Origin of the sequence: Streptomyces viridiviolaceus (assembly GCF_014650995.1) — a bacterium.
Lineage (GTDB): Bacteria > Actinomycetota > Actinomycetes > Streptomycetales > Streptomycetaceae > Streptomyces > Streptomyces viridiviolaceus.
Map to the genome: position 1 here is coordinate 67,469 of NZ_BMWA01000010.1, position 19,434 is coordinate 86,902.

Sequence of the window (19,434 nt, forward strand, 5' to 3'; positions counted from 1 at the left end):
CGGCGTGGGCGGTACGACTCCCCAGGAGATGCTGGAGGACCCCCGCACGGTACGGGTCACCGGCGACGACGTCGCGGCCGTGTTCCGGCGCACCGAGGACGCCGACGCCGAGTCCCGGCCCGAGGACTACCGCGGCCGGCCCGTGCCCGAGGCGTACGTGTGGTGCAACCTCACCTCCGGCAACGGCACCCGCGCCCTGTGGCTGCTGCTCCTGCCGTTCATGGTGGTCAACCTGGCCCACTGGATGCGGCCCACCGCGCACGGCCGGGCCCGCACGGTCCGCCTCTACGGGCTGCTGGTGCGGCTCGCGGGACTGACCCTGACGGTGCTGCTGGTCGCCGCGGCCTGCGAGGTCGCGATCGACCTCGCGGCCTGGCAGTGCGCGGGCACGCGCGCGTGCGCGGAGCGGCACTCCTGGCTCGGCTTCCTGTCGCCGGAGGTGTCGGACGGCGGCTGGTGGAGCCTGCCCGGCCGCAGGCTCGCCCTCGCCGCCGCGGTGCCCGCCGCGCTCACCGGCCTGCTGTGGTACCTGTCCCTGCGCACCTGGCGGGCGTACGAGTCCCAGCAGCCGATGGACCGCGACCCCGAGGAGGACGCCGGCCGCACCGGGCTCGGCCGCCCGGGCTTCTGGTACGGCCGTCGCCTGGTGGCCCGGCTGCGTGCCGCCCACACCGCGGCGGGCCTGCTGACGGTCGCCGCCGCGGTCGGCGCACCGGCGGCCCGCTTCGACCGCCGGCCCGGCGGGCCGGCGCTGCTCGACACGCTCGGCTGGCTCCTGGAGGCGGCGCTGGTCGTCGGCGCGGTCGCCGTGGTGGGCGTGGTCTGCCGGAGGGGCCGCAGCGAGAGGCGTCTCGACCGCGAACTCGACGAGCACCTCGTACGCCGCCTGCCGCTCGCCGCCCTGGCCCTGCTCGCCCTCGCCCTGCTCTACGGCGGCTGGGAGCGGCCCGGGTGGACGTCGGCCGGCCGGCTGCCGGGGGACATGACCTTCGGCGGCATCCCCCTGGTGCAGGGGCTGCTGGTGATCGCCCTGGCAGTCGTCGCCCACCTGCTGCACCGCACCCGCCCCGCCGCCCGCACCGCCATGCGCGGCCTCGGCGGACCCGCCGTCGCCATGCTGGCCTGCGCCCTGGGCGGCGTGATGTCCGGCGGCATCGCCCAGCGCGTGTCGGACTGGCTGGACGGCACCGGAACGTCCATCGACGGCCCGCCCGTCCTGCTGACCTGGCAGGCGTCCGTGATCCCGCCGCTCCTCGTCGTCGTGCTGCTGCTCTGCGGTGCCCTCGCCCGAAGCACCTGGCGCATCGCCCGTGACGAACGCGCAGCCGTGGAGGGCGACCACCCGGGGGAGGCCGGCGACACCGCACGCACCCGCCGCATCGCGACCACCCGCGCGCTGGCCGGTCTCACCGACCGAGGGCCCCTCGTCGTCGCCGTCACCTCCGCCGTGACCCTGCTGCTGGGCGCCGGAGCCCTGGTCGGCGCCCTGGTCACCGACCAGGCGCCGGCCGACGCCACCCGCGGGACGCACCCCTTCCTCCACGGCGCCGCCCAGACCGCACAAGCCCTGGGCTCCTGGCTCATCGGCCTCGGTTTCATACTGTTCGTCACCTGGGGCCGGCGCGCCTACAAGGACGCCTCCGCCCGGCGCACCATCGGCATCCTGTGGGACGTCGGCACCTTCTGGCCGCGCGCCGCCCACCCCTTCGCACCGCCCTGCTACGCCGAGCGCGCGGTGCCCGACCTGACCTGGCGCATGGCCACGTGGACCCGGGCCACCGGCGGGCGGCTGGTCATCTCCGGCCACTCGCAGGGCAGCGTGCTCGCCGCCGCGGCGGCCTGGCAGCTCGCGCCGTCCGCCCGCAGACGGGTCGCCCTGCTGACGTACGGCTCCCCGCTGGAGCGGCTCTACGGCCGCTGGTTCCCGGCCCACTTCGGTCCGGCCGCGCTCGGATCCCTGCACGAGGAGGTCGACTGCTGGCGCAACCTGTACCGGAGCACCGACCCCATCGGCGGCCCGATGCGGCTGCCGGGGGACTCGGGGCCGGCGGTGGACCGCGAACCCCTCAAGGACCCGCTGAACTACGGCCGCACCGAACTCCACCCGCTGCCCGCGCCCATCCTGGGCCACTCCGACTACCAGGCCGACCCGGCCTTCGCCGAGGAACGGCAGCGGCTGCTGGCCAGGCTCCGCACCGACGTCCCGGCACCGCGCCGGACCGGACCGTCCGGCGGGGAGCCCGCAGACCCCCAGGTCCCCTCGGACACCCCCTAGGGCTGCTCCGGCAGGTCCTCGGCGTAGAGCAGGGTCAGGTCGTCCGTGCTGGGGTCCGGCAGCTGGGCGACCCGGCTCGCGTGCCGCTCCACCATGGCCTCGAAGGTCTGGCGCGCGGTGCGGCCGTTGCCGAAGGCGGGGCCCTTGGGGATCGCCGTGAAGTACTTCAGCAGCGCCTGAGCCGCCCCCGGCGCGAGCCGGTACTCGTGCTCGTCGGCCTGCTGCTCCACGATCCGCAGCAGCTCCTCGGGCCCGTAGTCGCCGAAGGTGATCGTCCGTGAGAACCGGGACGCCACACCCGGGTTGACGGACAGGAACCGCTCCATCTCCGCCGTGTAGCCGGCGACGATCACCACGACCGCGTCCCGGTGGTCCTCCATCAGCTTCACCAGCGTGTCGATGGCCTCCTTGCCGAAGTCCCGGCCGGCGTCCTCGGGCGACAGCGCGTACGCCTCGTCGATGAACAGCACGCCGCCGTGCGCACGCTGGAACGCCTCCTGGGTGCGGATCGCCGTGGAGCCGATGTGCTCGCCGACCAGGTCGACCCGGGACACCTCGACGAGGTGGCCCTTCTCCAGCACGCCGAGGGAGGCGAGTATCTCGCCGTAGAGGCGGGCGACCGTCGTCTTGCCCGTGCCGGGGGAGCCGGTGAAGACCAGGTGCCGCTTGACCGACGCGGCCTTCAGGCCCGCCTGCCGGCGGCGCCGGCCCACCTCGATCATGTCGGTCAGGGCCCGCACCTCGCGCTTGACGCTGTCCAGGCCGACCAGCGCGTCCAGTTCGCCGAGCACCGCCTTCGAGGTCCGGGCCGGCACCTCGGGCCCGGCCGCCGCGATCAGCGGCTCCTGCTCGGTGCTGCGCTGGCCGGGGATCGAGCCCAGCAGACCGGGGGAGTTGCCCACGGTCTGCACCGCCGTCTCCCGCGCGGCAGGCGGCCTCGGACCGCCGCTCTCGTCGCTGGTGCAGTCCTCGACGAGCGGGCCGGAGTCCGAGGACGCGTCCGGGCCGCCGTCCGCGAACTCGTACCCGCCGCGCGCGCACCGCTCCGTACGGCACCTGCGCAGCGTCGTGCGGCAGCCGTCGATCACGTGGAAGCCGTAGCCGGCGCTGCCCGTCACCCGGCAGTTGAGGAAGCTGCCGCGGCCCCCCGCCGACACGTAGACGCCGGCCTCCGAGGGGGAGTCGACCGTGCAGCGCTCGATGGTGGGGTCGGCGCCCTTCGTGACGATCACCCCGGTGCGGGTGCCGTCCACGGAGCAGTTGTTCAGGGTGCCGCCGCTGCCGTGGTCGCGGAACCACGCTCCCGTCGCCGCGTCCCGGATCCGGCAGTCGTCGAGCTGGGCCGTGGCGCCGTCGCTCACCGACACCGCCGTGTTGCGCACCTGCGACAGGTCGCTGTCGACGACGTCCGCACGCGAACCACGGTCCAGGACGAACAGCGCATCCGGCACGTCGTGCACCCGGCAGGAGTCCAGCACCGCGGTGGCGCCGTCGCTGACCCAGACCGCCGGATAGTCGCCCGTGCTGTCGAAGATCTCGCACTGGTTGGCGTCCACCCGTGTGCCCGGGTCCCACACCGACAGGCCGTTGCGCCCGAACTGCCGCACGCTGGTGCGGGTCAGCGTGAGGACCGAACGGGAGCGCAGGTCGACCGCGTTCTCCGGGATGTCGTGGATGCGGCAGTCGGCGAGCGTGAGCACGGCGTCGGTGTCCAGCGTGACCCCGTCGGCGGTGGTGCGGTGCACGTCGCAGTCGGTGAGGTGCGCGGTGGCCCGGCCGGTGACGTGGACGCCGCTGCCCCGTACCTCGTAGACCTCGCACCCCACCGCCTCCAGCGCCGAGTGCTCACCCGTCGCCGTCAGCCCCGAGCCCGCGGCGTGGTGGACCCGGCAGCGCTCCAGGCGGGGATGCGCGCCGGAGCGCACCGCGACACCGGCCTGGCCGGCGGAGACCACCTCGCACTCCTCGAACACGCCGCCCGCGCCGTCGAGGACGGCGATGCCGACGCCGGCCGGATTGTCGACGGTGCACCGCCGCACGGTCGGCCGGGCGCTGCCGCGCACCTCGATGCCGGACGCGGACCGGGTGACCACCCTGACGTCGAGCAGCTCCGGTGTGCCCTCCTCGACGAGCAGGGCGGGCGCCGCCGCGTCCTGGCCCTCGACGTGCAAGTCCTGGACCACCGCCGAGGCGCGCACGGTGAGCGGCACGCCGTCGACGGGCGCGATCCGTACGGAACCCTGGGCTCCCTCCGGGCCCCGCAGGGTCACCGCCCGCTGGACGACGAGGTTCTCCCGGTAGGTGCCGGGGGCGATGGTGAGGATGTCCCCGTCGGCCGCGGCCTCCAGGGCGGCGGCGAGCGATGCGTACTCGCCCGTGCGGCGCCGCCACCGCGACGTGCCGGTGTGCGTCACCTGGACCGTGCCCTGTGCCATGGCGTTGCTGTGCCCCCACCTCGTCGTACTGATGGCTCGTTCGCCTGCGGGGCGCCAGGCCCTGTCGCCGGACTCCCGTCTGCCCCGCCACGCCGTGCGCGCACTCGGCCGCACCGGGCCCGGCCCACGTACCTCCGGTACGAGGGTCGGACCCGGCACGCCGACAGCACGCACCTGACGCCGCGAGGCCCGCCCTCGGGCGGACGACGGGAGTCCGGCGACAGGGCCCGGGGCCCCTGCGGTTCTCCCACGCGCGGGTCGATGCCGAACCGGGTTCGGCCGGTCCACCGTAGCGTGCGCGCAGGCGGTGGGTTGACCGGAGGCGGAAGCCCGTCAGCTGCCCGCGCCGGTCCTGCCCCAGTCCGGGCCCGCCCGGTTCCACTCCTGGTCCCAGCGCGCGTACCGGCGGCGGACCATGCGCCAGACGATCAGCCGCCGCCCGGTCTCGATCAGGCCGGCGGACACCAGGGCCGCGCCGAAACCGGCGATGACGGCGTGTGTCGTCGCCGTGGTCGAGTCCAGCGGGCGGGCCACCGTCCGGCCGTGCGCGTCCGTCCATATCGCGAAGCGGTCGCCCGGGCGCGGGTCGTCGAGGCTCGCCGGCACAGGACCGTGGTGGTCGGAGCCGTCCGGCGCGGTCCAGTCGGCGAGGACCCGGCTGCGCAGGTTCCCCGCGGCGGCGGTCTCCGGATCGACGTCCAGCGGGGAGCTGTTCAGCTCGCGGACCACGGTGGCCGTCACCTGGTGGCGGGACTCGTGCTGGGCGTGGACGGACCGCTGCAGGGCGTCCTGGGCGGCGCCGCCCAGGAGCGCTCCGACCAGCGGCGCGACGGACAGGATCAGAACGAGAGCGGCGAGGGCCACCCATGCCTCGGCCAGGTCGGTCGCGCGGCACAGCGGATTGTGCCGCCAGCGCCAGAGTCCTCTGATCGCGCGCACCGTCCGCACCCCCTTCCCGCTCCCGGCCGGGCCGTTCACGCGAGGGCCGCCGAGGAACGGCGTCACGGCACCTCGCAAGGCGGCTCCCGGCCGGGTCTCTCATGAACTTCTCACGAAACCCAACGCCCGGGACGCCGCCCGGGTTCCCGTCCCCAGGAGCGGACCCGGAAGACCGGCAGCCTCAGCCGAGGACCCGGACCGGGTCGCCGACCCGGACGGTGCCGGGGCCGAGGGGCACCAGGTTCTGTCCGAAGACGAGCTTGCCGCCGATGCGGCGGTGCCGTCCGAGACTGTGCAGGGGCTCCCTGCCGCGCTCCGTGGTGTCCTGGTCGGTGGTGGTCACCACGCACCGCCCGCACGGCTTGGCGACGCGGAAGGAGACCTCGCCGATCGCGATGCGCGTCCAGTCGTCCTCGGCCCACGCCTCGGTGCCGGCCACCACCACGTTGGGCCGGAAGCGGTTCATCGGCAGCGGCCCCTCGCCGGCGTGCTCGCCCTCGGCGATCAGGGAGTTGAGGGCGTCCAGGGAGGCCGTGGTCGTGAGCAGGAGCGGATAGCCGTCGGCGAAGGAGACGGTCTCGCCCGGCAGCGCGTACTCCGGGTCGACGGGCCGGCGCGTGGCGGGATCGTCCAGGTGCACCAGTCGCACCGGTGCGCCGAGGAGGGCGCTGCACCAGGCGTGCGCGGCCTCGTCCTCCGCCGGGACCGCCTCGACCTTGTCACGGAAGATCTGCACCGGGACCGTGCCCGACTGCTGCGGGACGGCTACCGACAGCGGCTGTCTGCCGGGTGCGGACAGACGGACGCCGCCGCCGGGCAGGAGCTCGGCGGCGGCCGTCGCGAGGCGCGGCTGCTGTCGTTGTGTGACGACCTTTCCCCCGTCGTCGATCAGCATCCAGCGGCGGTCTCCGGCCAGCCCCCAGGGCTCCACTTCGGCCTCCCGGGGCGCGAGGCCCCGGAACGCCTTGACCGGATGGACGTGAATCGACTGCAGCAGCGCGTTCCCCATGGGGTCATGGTGCCAGGCGGCACCGACGGCCCCGGGAAACGGCTCAGTAGCCGCGGTACTGCTGGTTGTTGTACGGGTCCTGGTACGGCGCCGGAGCGGGCCGGGGGGCCGCGGGGCGCATCGCCTCGTAGCCCGCCGGGCCGGGCGCCGCCGGCCGTTGCTGCTGCGGCTGCTGCATCGGGCCGGGGTAGCCCCGCGGCGCGGTCGCCTGCTGCGGGATGTACGGGGCGGGCGCCTGCTGCAGCGGTGCGGGCTGCGGCACCTGCTGCGGGTAGCCGTAGGAGGGCTGGGACGGGGCCGCCGGGAGGGCGGGCAGGGCCGACGGAAGCGCGGGCAGGTGGCTGCCCGGCGCGTCGTACGCGGCGGGGACCCGGATCGGGGCGATCTGCGGGGTGCCGCGCTCGGCCACGAGCGAGTCGTAGATCGGGGTGTCCGGGAAGGAGGCGGAGTAGTAGCCGCCGCCATAAGTGGAGCGGGGGGAGGTCATGGCACATAAGTTAAGCCCACGATGTGCTGGTTGGGGAGACCGATAAGAGGGTTGTTTTCCGTGTCCGGAGTGACCCGGGATCCCCAATCCGAGCGAACTTGGCAAAAAGGGGCAGCGCGCTCAGCGATTTTCCTGTAAAGGCCGAGTTCCGGGCGGGTTACCGGCGGTTGGCCGGAGGACTTCGCGCACTCCTCGTGGTGACGGGCGGCGGGGGGAATAGGTTGGGCGCGGGAAACTTGGCGGACGGCCGGGGCGCTGCCCGGCGCGGTGACACGTGATGGGGGCGGACATGTCAATGTCGAAAGGGTCGAACACCCCGGTGCCGGCGACGGCACTGCGAGTCGAACTGGGCTGGCGATCCGGCCCCGGCGTGCCCGACGCGGACGCTTCGGCACTGCTCCTGGTGAGTGGGAAGGTCCGCTCCGACGCGGACTTCGTCTTCTACAACCAGCCCGCGCACTCCTCCGGCGCGGTCCGGCACGAGGGCAAGCGGGACGCCGGCGGGCGGGTGACCGACAGCATGCTCGTCGACCTCGCGCGCGTCGAGCCCGCGATCGAGACCGTCATCGTCGCCGCCTCCGCGGACGGCGGGTCGTTCGGTCAGGTCCCGGACCTGTACATCGAGGTGCGGGACGCGGCGCAGAACACCGTGGTGGCCCGCTTCGACAACCCGGGCGCGACGGTCGAGACGGCGTTCGTGCTGGGCGAGTTCTACCGCCGGCAGGGCACCTGGAAGTTCCGGGCCGTCGGCCAGGGCTACAGCAGCGGACTCGAAGGTCTGGCCACGGACTACGGCATCACGGTCGACGAGCCGCAGCAGGCGCCCCCGGCCGCCGCCCCGGCGCCCGCGGCCACCACGCCCCCGCCGGTACCCCCCGCCACCCTGCCGCCCCCCGCCCCTGCGGCGACCCTGCCGCTCGCCCCGCCACCCCCGTCCCCGGCGCCCTCCCCCGAACCGGTCCGCCTCACCAAGGTGACGCTCACCAAGGCGGCACCGTCGGTCTCGCTGACCAAGCAGGGCGGTACCTCGGGTGCCATGCGCGTGAACCTCAACTGGCAGGTGCGCAAACAGTTCTCGGGCTGGGCCCGCAAACTGGGCCGCCCCGTCGCCATGCACGACGACCTCGACCTCGACCTGTGCTGCCTGTACGAACTCAGCGACGGCAGCAAGGGCGTCGTGCAGGCCCTCGGCAACGCCTTCGGCTCGCTGCACCAGCCGCCCTTCATCCACCTCGACGGCGACGACCGCACCGGAGCGGTGGCGACCGGCGAGAACCTCACCGTCAACCTGGACCACAAGCAGTACTTCAGGCGCATCCTCGTCTTCGTCACCATCTACGAGGGAGCGCGCTCCTTCGCCGACCTGCACGCCACGGTCACCCTCCAGCCGCAGTACGGCGCACCGATCGACTTCTCCCTCGACGAGTGCACGGTCCCCTCGACGGTGTGCGCCCTCGCTCTGATCACCAACACCGGCAGCGACCTGGTGGTCCAGCGCGAGGCCCGCTACCTGGTGCCGGAGCGCGGCGTCAGCCCCCAGCGCACGATCGACCACGCATACGGATGGGGCATGAACTGGACCCCCGGCCGGAAATGACCCTCGACCGACGGGTGTTCAGCCCTCGTCGGGCACGGTGCCCGGACGGGCGTAGGTGCGGCCCTTCCAGGCCGCGCCGCGCCCCCGGTAGTGCTGCACCGCGGAGTCGACCGTCATCAGGAGGTACAGCGACGCGGTGAACGGCAGCAGGGGAGCGAGCCACAGCGGCTGCCGGTAGTACCGCAGCATCGGCACGTACGTCCCCGCCATCACCAGCCACGCCAGGGCGCCGAGAACCGCCGCCCCCGCGCTCCCGGTGACCGCGCCGACGGCCACCGCGGCCGGCGGCACCAGGTACACCAGCGTCAGACCGGTCACCGTGCCGAACAGCACCAGTGGGTTGTGCCGCAACTGGGCGTACGCGCTGCGCGAGACCATCCGCCACAGGTCGTGCAGCCGCGGGTAGGGGCGCACGCTGTCCACCAGGTCGGCCAGCCCCAGCCAGATTCGGCCGCCGCTGTCCTTGACGGCCCGGGCGAGGGCCACGTCGTCGATCACCGCGTGCCGGATCGCGTCCGGGATCCGGGCCCGCTCGGCGGCCTCGGAGCGCAGCAGCACGCAGCCGCCCGCCGCAGCGGCCGTCCGCGTCCTCCTCTCCCCCTTCTTCCCGGCCCGCTCCTTGCCGATCCGCCGGAAGGGGTACAGCTGTGCGAAGAAGTAGACGAAGGCCGGCACCACGAGCCGCTCCCAGGGGCTCTCGACGCGCAGGCGGGCCATCTGTGAGACGACGTCGAAGCCGCCCGTGCCGGCCGCGGACACCAGTTCCCGCAGACTGTCCGGCGCGTGGGCGATGTCGGCGTCCGTCAGCAGCAGGTACTCGGGCTCACACGCGCGTGCCAGGGCGATGCCGTGCCGCACCGCCCAGAGCTTGCCCGTCCAGCCCGTGGGCGGCTCGCCGGGCGAGGCCACGGTGAGCGGCAGACCGTGCTGCCGCCCGGCCAGCTCGCGCGCCAGCTCACCGGTGCCGTCCGTGCTGCCGTCGTCGATCAGGAAGACCTCCGCCCGCCCCGGATAGTCCTGGGCCAGCAGCGACGGCAGGCTCGCGGGCAGGACCGCCGCCTCGTCCCGCGCCGGGACGACCACGCACACGGAAGGCCACACGTCGGGTTCCCGGCGGGTCGGCAGCCTGACGTCCGTACGCCAGAAGAAGCCCTGGGCGAGCAGCAGCCACAGCCACGCGGCGAGTGATACGGCGGCGGTCCACACAACGGCGCTCACGTGCGCAGTCTGCCCCACCGGACCGGCCCGCCGCGCGGCATCGATTAAGGTGGCCGGGTGAAGATCGCGCTCATGGACTCCGGAATCGGTCTGCTGGCGGCCACCGCCGCGGTACGGCGTCTGCGGCCGGACGCCGATCTCGTGCTCTCCCTCGACCCCGACGGCATGCCCTGGGGGCCGCGGACGCCCGAGGACCTGACCGAGCGTGCCCTTGCCGTCGCCGAGGCCGCCGCAGCGCACCGGCCGGACGCCCTGATCGTCGGCTGCAACACCGCGACCGTGCACGCCCTGCCGACGCTGCGTGCCCGGCTGGAACCGGCCCTGCCGGTCATCGGCACCGTCCCGGCGATCAAGCCGGCCGCGGCCGGCGGCGGCCCCCTCGCGATCTGGGCGACGCCCGCCACCACCGGCAGCCCCTACCAGCGCGGACTCATCGAGGAGTTCGCCGACGGCGCGAAGGTCACCGAGGTGCCGTGCCCCGGGCTCGCCGAGGCCGTCGAGCACGCGGACGAGGCGGCGATCGACGCCGCCGTCGCCGCCGCGGCGGCACTGACCCCCGACGACGTGACGACCGTCGTCCTGGGCTGCACCCACTACGAGCTTGTCCACGAGCGCATCCGCGAGGCCGTGCAGCGCCCCGGCTTCCCGCCCCTCGTGCTGCACGGCTCCGCCGGCGCCGTCGCCGCACAGGCACTGCGGCGGATCGGTGCCCGGCCCGACCCGGGAGCCCCGGCCGAAGGCACCCTGACCGTCCTGCTGAGCGGACGCGAGGGCCTCCTGCCCGCGCCCGCCCTCGCCTACGAGGAGGGCAGGCTCCTCGGGGCGGCCAGCCCCGCGCGCTGACCGCCGGCCCCGGCACCGGCGTCCCCTCGTCGCTCCGCGCACCCCGGTCGGCCCAGTCACCCTCCGCGACGAGGTACCCGCGCAGCGAAACATGAGTAGTCTCGTAGCCATGAGGCATCGCCACGGCGAGAACGCCCCCATCCCGGACGTCTGGACCGGACGTGCCACCAACCGGGTCCAGTGGTTGCTGGCGCTCATCGGTGCCGCCTGCATGGCACTCGGCATCACCCTGGCCGTCGACTCGGCCTGGGAATCGGGTATCGCCCCGCTCGTCATGGCGGTCGTCGGCTGCATCGCGGCCGGTCTGCTGGTCCTCTTCGGCACCCTGGCGTTCGTGCACGTGGCGCTGAGAGTCGACCAGGAGTGCCTCGAAGTGCGCTGCGGCCACATCGGCGTACCCCGCCGGCGCATCCCGCTCTCCCACGTGGCCGGAGCGGAGTTCGCCCCGCTCGTCACCCCGCGTCACTGGGGCGGCTGGGGGTACCGCTGGCGTCCCGAGAAGGGCACCGCCGTGGTCGTACGGCGCGGCGAGGGCGTGATCCTGCGGCTCTGGGACGGCCACACCTTCACGATCACCGTGGACGACGCCGAGGTGGCCGTACGGGTCATCAAGGAGCGCCTGCGCCCGAAGTCGCCGGGGCCGGCGGCGCACTGAACCACCGGGATCGGCATCGCGGACATGTCATGGGGTGAACCGGTCGCCGTGCGACCGTACTCCGGCCGCCCGCTCCGACGGTTCCTCCGCCGGCGGGCGGGCCGTGGCCAGCCCGGCGAGGAGCCCCGCCCCCACCGTCACCGCGGTGAAACTCAGCGCGTTGCCGACCGCGGCGATGGCCGCGAGACCGGTGAGAGCGACGCCCGCGGTGAGCGCGACCGGCGTGGGACGCGGTGAGCGCCACAGGGCGTACAGCACCCAGCCGAAGGCGGCACCGAGCAGGGCGAGGCCCACGATCCCCTGTTCGGCCGCCTGCTGCCACGCCGCCGAGTGTGGCCTGCCGTCGGGCGGCGACGCCTGGACCGCCGTCGCGCTCAGGTCCCCGAAACGCCCCGGTCCCACGCCGAGGAGCGCGTCCTGCCGCAGCAGCTCCAGGGCGTCGCCCCACAGCCGGACGCGATGGGAGGTGAGCCGGCCCTCCAGGGACGCCGCGAGTCCGTCCGGGACGAAGCGCTCCACGACGGCCCAGGTCAGACCGGTCACCAGCGCCGCCGCCAGACCCAGACCGGCGAGCGCCGCACCGCGGCCGCGCACCCGGCCGGCGGCGAGCGAGCACAGCAGCACCGCGGCACAGGCGACGCAGCCGGCGACCGAGCCCAGCACGGCCGCCGTCACCGCGACGCCGGCGGCGATCAGGCGCAGCGCGAGCCGCGCGGCCGGCACCCGACTGGCCCAGGCCCCGCAGCACGCGGCGCCCGCCGACAGAGCCAGCAGCGCGGCGGTGGCACCGGCGTGCCCGAGCGGCGCGGTGATGCGCGGCCCCGGGGCCAGATGCGGAACCGCCACCGTCAGGGCGGTCCCGGCCAGCGCAGCGGCGCACGGGGCGGCGACCGGCAGGAGCGCGCCGAAGATCCGCCCCACGGCATGACCGGCGGCCACGGCCAGCACCGCGAGCAGTACGCCCTCGGGGCGCCCGTCGCGGGCGGTGGCCGTGATCAGCGACCAGGCGGCGCAGGCCCCGAGGATTGCCACGCCCGCCACGTCGCGTCTGACGTCGTCCGCTTCCCGGCCGTCCGCAGACGTCGTCCCTCTGGAACCCACCGTGTCCCCCGCCCCCGTCGCCCCCGACCCTGACGGGCCCCGCCGCCCGGCCGGATCGGGCCGTGCGACCGGGGCTCCGGCACACCGTAACGGCCGGTCGGCGGATTGGGGACGCCCCGGCGCCCGGTTGTGCGGAAACGTTGCGGCACCGGTCCGCCGCGCAGGCCGCGGCCCCCGCCACCGTGCTGTCGGCGGCAAAGTCACGCGCCGTACACTCCGGGGGTGACCGTCACCGCAACCTCCGTCGGCGAGTCGGACCGGCTCGAGCCCCAAGCCGCGCCCGCGTCGCGTGCCGCCGCGCGGCTCATGCGCTTCCTCCCGGCCGTCGCGGCCGCGCTCTCCGGAGTGCTGCTCTACGTCAGCTTCCCGCCGCGCACCCTGTGGTGGCTGGCCGTGCCCGCCTTCGCCGTCTTCGGCGGGGTGCTGCGCGGACGCGGCTGGAAGGCGGCCCTCGGCCTCGGCTACCTCTTCGGCCTCGGCTTCCTGCTGCCGCTGCTGGTGTGGACCGGTGTGGAGGTGGGCCCCGGCCCCTGGCTCGCCCTCGTCGCGATCGAGGCGGTCTTCGTCGCGCTGGTCGGCGCCGGCGTCGCCGCGGTGTCCAGGCTGCCCGCCTGGCCGGTGTGGGCGGCGGCCGTGTGGATCACCGGAGAGGCCGTACGCGCGCGCGTTCCCTTCGAGGGCTTTCCCTGGGGCAAGATCGCGTTCGGTCAGGCGGACGGCGTGTTCCTCCCGCTCGCCGCCGTCGGCGGCACACCGGTGCTCGGGTTCGCGGTCGTCCTGTGCGGCTTCGGCCTGTGCGAGGCGGTGCGCCTGGCGGTCCGGGCCCGCCGCACCCGTGCCGTACAGCGGGGTGCGGCGGCAGCGGCCCTGCTCGGCGTGGCCGTACCCGTGGTGGCTGCCGTGGCCGCCCGGCCGCTGGTCAGCGACGCGGCGGAGGACGGCACCGCGACGGTCGCCGTGATCCAGGGCAACGTGCCCCGCGCGGGCCTCGACTTCAACGCCCAGCGACGGGCCGTGCTCGACTACCACGCGCGCGAGACGGAACGCCTGGCCGCCGAGGTGAAGGCCGGCAAGGCCGAGCAGCCCGACTTCGTGCTGTGGCCGGAGAACTCCTCCGACATCGACCCGTTCGCCAACGACGACGCCCGCTTCGTCATCGACCGGGCCGCCAAGGCGATCGGCGCGCCCATCTCGGTCGGCGGCGTCGTGGAGCGCGGCGGCAAGCTGTTCAACGAGCAGATCCTGTGGGACCCGGAGAAGGGGCCCGTCGACACCTATGACAAGCGCCAGATCCAGCCGTTCGGCGAGTACCTCCCGCTGCGCCCGCTCATCGGGGCGATCAACGAGAACTGGACGTCGATGGTCCGCCAGGACTTCAGCCGGGGCACCGAGCCGGGCGTGTTCGCCATGCCCGGCGCCACGGTCGGCCTGGTCACCTGTTACGAGGCCGCCTTCGACTGGGCCGTGCGCTCCGAGGTCACCGACGGCGCTCAGATGATCTCCGTACCGAGCAACAACGCGACGTTCGACCGCAGCGAGATGACCTACCAGCAGCTCGCCATGTCCCGCATCCGCGCGGTCGAGCACAGCCGGACCGTCACCGTACCGGTGACCAGCGGAGTCAGCGCGATCATCATGCCGGACGGCAGGATCACCCAGAAAACCGGCATGTACGTGGCGGACTCACTGGTCCAGGAGGTGCCGCTGCGCTCCTCCAGGACGCCCGCGACGGAGCTGGGCGTGGTGCCGGAGATCGCCCTGGTGCTGGTCGCGGCGGGCGGGCTCGGCTGGGCCGTCGGTGCGGGTGTGCGCGGGCGACGCGCCCGTGACGTGTAGCCGTACGCCCGCCGCACGCCTCTCGGCATCGCCGGGAGCGGCCCGACCGGCCCGTTAGGGTCGGACGCATGGCTACTCCCGACTTCATCACCACCCTCCGCTCCACTGCCGGAAACCAGTTGCTCTGGCTCCCCGGAGTCACTGCCGTCGTCTTCGACGACGACGGCAGAGTGCTGCTGGGCCGGCGGTCCGACACAGGGCGTTGGGCGCTGATCGGGGGCATCCCGGAACCGGGAGAGCAGCCCGCCGCCTGCGCGGTGCGCGAGGTGGAGGAGGAGACCGCCGTACGGTGTGTCGTCGAGCGGGTGGTCCTCGTCCAGGCGCTGAACCCGGTCACGTACGACAACGGCGACGTCTGCCAGTTCATGGACATCACGTTCCGCTGCCGGGCCGTCGGCGGCGAGGCCCGGGTAAACGACGACGAGTCGCTCGACGTGGGCTGGTTCGCGGTCGACGCCCTGCCGGACCTCAACGAGTTCGGGCGGTTCCGGATCAAGCAGGCGCTGGCCGACGCCCCCACATGGTTCGACCCCACCGATTCCGCCTGAACTATGGGGCGTGCCCACATGGGGTGTGGGGCGGGGGCTGCCTAGGGTCGGACCATGACCTCGCCCAGCGTCCTCCCGGCCCCTCACGCCTCCTCGCTCGACCTCGGCGGCCGCACCGCCCTTGTCACCGGCGCCGCCGGCGGCATCGGCCGTGCCTGCGCGCTGCGGCTGGCCGCCGCCGGAGCCAAGGTCAGAGCGGTGGACCGGGACGCCGCCGGCCTGGACGCGCTCGCCGAACGAGCCGGTGACCTGGCGGGCACCGTCGAACCGCACGTCCTGGACCTGACCGACCTGGACGCCGCCGAACTCGCGGCCGCCGGCACCGACGTCCTGGTCAACAACGCCGGACTGCAGCTCGTGCGGCCCCTGGAGGACTTCCCCCCGGACGTCTTCCACACCGTGCTCACCGTGATGCTGGAGGCGCCCTTCCGCCTCATCCGCGGCGCCCTGCCCCACATGTACGGGCAGGGCTGGGGCCGCATCGTCAACGTCTCCTCCGTCCACGGCCTGCGTGCCTCCGCCTACAAGGCGGCCTACGTGTCCGCCAAGCACGGACTGGAGGGACTGTCCAAGACCGCCGCCCTCGAAGGCGCCGCCCACGGCGTCACCTCCAACTGCGTGAACCCCGCCTACGTACGCACACCCCTGGTGGAGCGGCAGATCGCCGACCAGGCCCGGGCCCACGGCATTCCCGAGGAGCAGGTGCTCACGGAGGTGATGCTGCGGGACAGCGCCGTACGGCGGCTGATCGAACCGGAGGAGGTCGCCGAGGCCGTGGCGTACCTGTGCAGCCCGCAGGCGTCCTTCGTCACCGGCACCTCGCTCGTCCTGGACGGCGGCTGGACCGCGCACTGAGCGGCGGCCGGCCCCGGCCGCCCGGGTTTTCCACAGGGCTGCCGGGGCGGCCGTGCGATGAGGAATCCTGTGAGCATGTCTCGCGATCACGTGCAGTCCGCCGAGCGTTCCGCCCGCACCGCCGAAGCGGCGGCCGGCGATGCCTCCGGCCCGGCTCCCGCCGGCGCCGAGGCGCCGTTTCTGGAGCTGCTGGCCCGGGGCGCCTCGGCGGACGCCTACGAGCAGCCGGTGCTGCTCGCCCGCGCCGAGGGAGGACCGGCCGAGCGGATCGCCGCGCTGGAGCGGGCCAAGCTGCTCGCGCTGCGCGTGCGCTCGGAGCTGGAGGGCCGGCGCCGGCGCGAGGCCGAGCTGTCCGCCCTGTTCGAGACGGCCCACGACCTGGCCGGACTGCGCGACCTGGACGCCGTACTGCGGGCGATCGTGCAGCGGGCCCGCTCACTGCTCGGCACCGACGTGGCCTACCTCAGCCTCAACGACCCGGACCGGGGCGACACGTACATGCGCGTCACCGAGGGCTCGGTCGCGGCCCGTTTCCAGCAGCTGCGCCTCGGCATGGGGGAGGGCCTCGGTGGCCTGGTCGCCCAGACGGCCCGCCCCTACGTCACCGACGACTACTTCAAGGACGCCCGATTCCAGCACACCCGCACCATCGACGCGGGCGTGCGGGACGAGGGGCTCGTCGCGATCCTCGGCGTGCCTTTGATGCTCGGCCACCACGTCATCGGCGTGCTGTTCGCCGCCGACCGGCGGGCCCGCGTCTTCGAGCGGGAGCAGATCGCCCTGCTCGGATCCTTCGCAGCCCTCGCCGCGGCCGCCATCGACACCGCCAACCTGCTCGCCGAGACCCGCTCCGCCCTCGCCGGCCTGGAGCGGGCCAACGAGATCATCCGCGACCGCAGCGGTGTCATCGAGCGCGCCTCCGACGTCCACGACCGGCTCGCCGAACTCGTCCTGCGCGGCGGCGGGGTCCACGACGTGGCCGCCGCCGTCTCCCAGGTCCTCGACGGCACCGTCGAGTTCGCCGAGGCCGCCGCCGCACCGGCCGGCGCCCTGGAGGCGTCCCGCGCCGAGGGACACGCGGTGCGGCACCAGGACGACTGGATCGCCGCCGTCGCCGCCGGCGGCGAACTGCTCGGCGCGCTCGTGCTGCGCGGCCACCCCGGGCTCGACCCCGTCGACCAGCGCACCCTGGAACGCGCCGCGATGGTCACCTCCCTGCTGCTGCTCGCCCGGCGGTCCGCCGCCGAGGCCGAACAACGCGTCCGCGGTGAGCTGCTGGACGACCTCCTCGACGCCCGCGACCGCGACCCGCGCCTGCTGCGCGAGCGCGCCGCCAGGCTGCACGCCGACCTCGACGCCACCCACGTCGTCCTCGCCGCCCGCCTCGACGCCCCCGCGGCCGACGCCGACCACGAGGCGGACGCCCGCAGACGCCTGTGGGCCGCGGCCTCCCACCTCGCGGCGACCCGGCACGGCCTGGCCGCCGCCCGCGACGGCGGCACGGTGCTGCTGCTGCCGCTCGGCACCCGGGACGGTGCCGCCGACCTCGCCCGCCGCACCGCCCGGCAGCTCGGCACGGCCGTCCACGAGGCCGTCACGGTCGGTGCCTCCGCGCCCGTCGAGGAACTCGCGACCCGTCCCGACACCGTGGCCGCCGCGTACACCGAGGCCCGACGGTGTCTGGACGCGCTGCGGGTGCTGGGGCGCTCGGGAGACGGTGCCGCCGCCGAGGACTTCGGGTTCCTCGGACTGCTCCTGGCCGGGGACCGGGACATCGCGGGCTTCGTCGACCGCACCATCGGCCAGGTCGTGGCGTACGACGAGCGGCGCGGCACGGAGCTGGTGCGCACCCTCGACGCGTACTTCGCCTGCGGGATGAGCCCGGCCCGCACCAAGGAGGAGCTGCACGTCCACGTGAACACGGTCGCCCAGCGCCTGGAACGGGTCGGCCGCCTGCTCGGCGAGGACTGGCAGAGCCCCGCGCGGGTGCTGGAGATACAACTCGCCCTGCGGCTGCACCGGTTGTCGGCACCCGCACAGCACTGACCCCCGTACGCGCGGGCGTACGGGGGCCGGTGGCGGCGGACACTCAGACGGTGCGCGCGTCCGCGGCACGGTGAGCGGCCACCTCGTCGTCCTCGGGCGAGGCGACCTCGGCGAGGTCCCGGTGGCGGGTCTCCTTGGCCACGCCCACGGCGATCAGCGTCAGCACGGACGCGGCGATGACGTACAGGGAGATCGGGGTGGAGCTGTCGTAGTCGGACAACAGCGCGGTCGCGATCAGCGGCGCGGGGGCGCCGGCGGCGACCGAGGCGAACTGGGCACCGATGGAGGCACCGGAGTAGCGCATCCGGGTCGCGAACATCTCGGAGAAGAAGGCCGCCTGCGGCGCGTACATCGCGCCGTGCAGCACCAGGCCCACGGTCACCGCGACGATCAGGTTGCCGAACCCGCCGGTGTCGATCAGCTTGAAGAACGGGAACATCCACAGACCGACGCCCGCCGCGCCCAGCAGGTACACCGGCCGGCGGCCGATCCGGTCGGACAGCGCGCCCCAGGCCGGGATGACCGCGAAGTGCACGGCCGAGGCGATCAGCACGGCGTTGAGCGCGGTCTGCTTGGAGACACCGGCCGAGGTGGTGGCGTAGACGAGGATGAAGGCGGTGATGACGTAGTAGCTGATGTTCTCCGCCATACGGGCGCCCATCGCGACCAGCACGTCGCGCCAGTGGTGCCGCAGCACGGCGACCAGCGGAAGCTGCTTGGCCTCCGTCTTGCGGGACTCGGCCTGCGCCAACGCCTGCTTGAAGACAGGCGATTCATCGACAGAGAGACGAATCCACAGACCGACGATCACCAGCACTCCGGAGAGCAGGAACGGGATCCGCCAGCCCCAGCTGTTGAACGCGGACTCCGACAGCACGGCCGTCAGCAGCGACAGCACCCCGGTCGCCAGCAGCTGCCCGGCCGGCGCGCCGGTCTGCGGCCACGAGGCCCAGAACCCGCGCCGCCGCGCGTCCCCGTGCTCGGACACCAGCAGCACGGCGCCGCCCCACTCACCGCCGAGCGCGAAGCCCTGCACGAGCCGCAGCACGGTCAGCAGCACGGGAGCGGCCGTGCCGATGGTCGCGTGCGTGGGCACCAGGCCGATCGCGAACGTGGCCCCGCCCATCATCAGCAGGCTCAGCACCAGCAGCTTCTTGCGCCCGAGCCGGTCGCCGTAGTGCCCGAAGACCAGGGCGCCCAGGGGACGGGCGGCGAACCCGACGGCGTACGTCAGGAACGACAGCAGCGTGCCGACGAGCGGATCGGAGTCCGGGAAGAACAACTCGTTGAAGACAAGGGCGGCGGCGGAGCCGTAGAGGAAGAAGTCGTACCACTCGATGGTGGTGCCGATGAGGCTGGCGGCGACGATGCGCTTGAGGTTGTTCGGCGTCGGTGGAGCGGTTGCTGCGGAGGCCATGTGCGCCACTTCCTCGTGTGCGGTGGGGACGGGTACGTGTCGGGACACCGTAGGAACCCGCAGGTCAGGGGCACATGTGGCGGGGCACCATAGTTCGGGGTTCGGCTATGCGTGCCGCCACCATGCCCGCTCACCGAAGCGTGATTCGGTCGATGGAAACGGTCGAAACGACT

At 74.1% G+C, this 19,434-nt stretch carries 14 protein-coding genes and 1 pseudogene; 8 read left to right on the forward strand and 7 right to left on the reverse strand.

Features of this window, described 5'->3' with window-relative positions:
- The first annotated feature begins 28 nt into the window (after positions 1 to 28).
- Positions 29 to 2,275, forward strand: coding sequence for a hypothetical protein (locus IE260_RS15945; protein WP_229880834.1), 2,247 nt, complete (start codon positions 29 to 31; stop codon positions 2,273 to 2,275).
- On the opposite strand, the gene IE260_RS15950 is transcribed toward IE260_RS15945, so the two are convergent.
- The 4 genes from IE260_RS15950 to IE260_RS15965 all read right to left on the reverse strand — a co-directional run bounded on the left by IE260_RS15950 (position 2,272) and on the right by IE260_RS15965 (position 7,145).
- A complete protein-coding gene (locus tag IE260_RS15950; protein WP_189872269.1) occupies positions 2,272 to 4,710 on the reverse strand; it encodes a right-handed parallel beta-helix repeat-containing protein in 2,439 nt (812 codons plus the stop codon). The genes IE260_RS15945 and IE260_RS15950 overlap by 4 nt on opposite strands.
- A gap of 333 nt (positions 4,711 to 5,043) precedes the next feature.
- Positions 5,044 to 5,649, reverse strand: coding sequence for an Rv1733c family protein (locus IE260_RS15955; RefSeq protein WP_189872272.1), 606 nt, complete (start codon positions 5,647 to 5,649; stop codon positions 5,044 to 5,046).
- Between the two features lie 181 nt (positions 5,650 to 5,830).
- The gene (locus IE260_RS15960) at positions 5,831 to 6,658 is read right to left on the reverse strand and encodes an MOSC domain-containing protein (RefSeq protein WP_189872275.1); all 828 of its coding nucleotides are present in this window, start codon (positions 6,656 to 6,658) and stop codon (positions 5,831 to 5,833) included.
- Positions 6,659 to 6,701: 43 nt separating this feature from the next.
- Positions 6,702 to 7,145, reverse strand: a complete 444-nt coding sequence (locus tag IE260_RS15965) for a DUF6643 family protein (protein ID WP_189872277.1) — start codon at positions 7,143 to 7,145, stop codon at positions 6,702 to 6,704.
- 295 nt (positions 7,146 to 7,440) lie between these two features.
- Between IE260_RS15965 and IE260_RS15970 the strand changes: the two genes are divergently transcribed.
- Positions 7,441 to 8,742 (forward strand): TerD family protein, encoded by a 1,302-nt coding sequence (locus IE260_RS15970; RefSeq protein WP_189872729.1) that lies wholly within the window; start codon positions 7,441 to 7,443, stop codon positions 8,740 to 8,742.
- Positions 8,743 to 8,760: 18 nt separating this feature from the next.
- Here IE260_RS15970 and IE260_RS15975 read toward each other — a convergent pair whose 3' ends face one another.
- The gene (locus IE260_RS15975; protein WP_189872280.1) at positions 8,761 to 9,978 is read right to left on the reverse strand and encodes a glycosyltransferase; all 1,218 of its coding nucleotides are present in this window, start codon (positions 9,976 to 9,978) and stop codon (positions 8,761 to 8,763) included.
- 39 nt (positions 9,979 to 10,017) lie between these two features.
- On the opposite strand from IE260_RS15975, the gene IE260_RS15980 reads away from it, so the two are divergent.
- The gene (locus IE260_RS15980; RefSeq protein ID WP_189872283.1) at positions 10,018 to 10,803 is read left to right on the forward strand and encodes a glutamate racemase; all 786 of its coding nucleotides are present in this window, start codon (positions 10,018 to 10,020) and stop codon (positions 10,801 to 10,803) included.
- A 109-nt stretch (positions 10,804 to 10,912) separates the two neighbouring features.
- Entirely contained in the window at positions 10,913 to 11,458 is a 546-nt protein-coding gene (locus tag IE260_RS15985; protein ID WP_189872286.1) for a hypothetical protein, read from the forward strand.
- A 138-nt stretch (positions 11,459 to 11,596) separates the two neighbouring features.
- On the opposite strand, the pseudogene IE260_RS43370 reads toward IE260_RS15985, so the two are convergent.
- Positions 11,597 to 11,737, reverse strand: a pseudogene (locus IE260_RS43370) (O-antigen ligase family protein); the annotation flags it as partial.
- Between the two features lie 1,044 nt (positions 11,738 to 12,781).
- On the opposite strand from IE260_RS43370, the gene lnt reads away from it, so the two are divergent.
- The 4 genes from lnt (at position 12,782) to IE260_RS16010 (ending at position 17,844) form a co-directional block, all read left to right on the forward strand.
- Entirely contained in the window at positions 12,782 to 14,395 is a 1,614-nt protein-coding gene (gene lnt / locus IE260_RS15995) for an apolipoprotein N-acyltransferase (RefSeq protein ID WP_189872292.1), read from the forward strand.
- Positions 14,396 to 14,463: 68 nt separating this feature from the next.
- Positions 14,464 to 14,943, forward strand: coding sequence for an NUDIX hydrolase (locus IE260_RS16000; RefSeq protein ID WP_189872295.1), 480 nt, complete (start codon positions 14,464 to 14,466; stop codon positions 14,941 to 14,943).
- Between the two features lie 54 nt (positions 14,944 to 14,997).
- Complete coding sequence (locus IE260_RS16005) at positions 14,998 to 15,798, forward strand: 3-hydroxybutyrate dehydrogenase (RefSeq protein ID WP_189872298.1); 801 nt, start codon at positions 14,998 to 15,000, stop codon at positions 15,796 to 15,798.
- A 75-nt stretch (positions 15,799 to 15,873) separates the two neighbouring features.
- Complete coding sequence (locus IE260_RS16010; protein WP_189872301.1) at positions 15,874 to 17,844, forward strand: helix-turn-helix domain-containing protein; 1,971 nt, start codon at positions 15,874 to 15,876, stop codon at positions 17,842 to 17,844.
- Positions 17,845 to 17,887: 43 nt separating this feature from the next.
- Here IE260_RS16010 and IE260_RS16015 read toward each other — a convergent pair whose 3' ends face one another.
- A complete protein-coding gene (locus tag IE260_RS16015; RefSeq protein WP_189872304.1) occupies positions 17,888 to 19,261 on the reverse strand; it encodes an MFS transporter in 1,374 nt (457 codons plus the stop codon).
- Between the last annotated feature and the right edge of the window lie 173 nt (positions 19,262 to 19,434).

Coding starts and splice junctions, on each gene's coding strand:
- IE260_RS15970 (WP_189872729.1), top strand. CDS start 7,441: ATGTCGAAAGGGTCGAACACCCCGGTGCCGGCGACGGCACTGCGAGTC.
- IE260_RS16000 (WP_189872295.1), top strand. CDS start 14,464: ATGGCTACTCCCGACTTCATCACCACCCTCCGCTCCACTGCCGGAAAC.
- IE260_RS15945 (WP_229880834.1), top strand. CDS start 29: ATGCTGGAGGACCCCCGCACGGTACGGGTCACCGGCGACGACGTCGCG.
- IE260_RS15960 (WP_189872275.1), bottom strand. CDS start 6,658: ATGGGGAACGCGCTGCTGCAGTCGATTCACGTCCATCCGGTCAAGGCG.
- IE260_RS15985 (WP_189872286.1), top strand. CDS start 10,913: ATGAGGCATCGCCACGGCGAGAACGCCCCCATCCCGGACGTCTGGACC.
- IE260_RS15950 (WP_189872269.1), bottom strand. CDS start 4,710: ATGGCACAGGGCACGGTCCAGGTGACGCACACCGGCACGTCGCGGTGG.
- IE260_RS16010 (WP_189872301.1), top strand. CDS start 15,874: ATGTCTCGCGATCACGTGCAGTCCGCCGAGCGTTCCGCCCGCACCGCC.
- IE260_RS15965 (WP_189872277.1), bottom strand. CDS start 7,145: ATGACCTCCCCCCGCTCCACTTATGGCGGCGGCTACTACTCCGCCTCC.
- IE260_RS16005 (WP_189872298.1), top strand. CDS start 14,998: ATGACCTCGCCCAGCGTCCTCCCGGCCCCTCACGCCTCCTCGCTCGAC.
- IE260_RS16015 (WP_189872304.1), bottom strand. CDS start 19,261: ATGGCCTCCGCAGCAACCGCTCCACCGACGCCGAACAACCTCAAGCGC.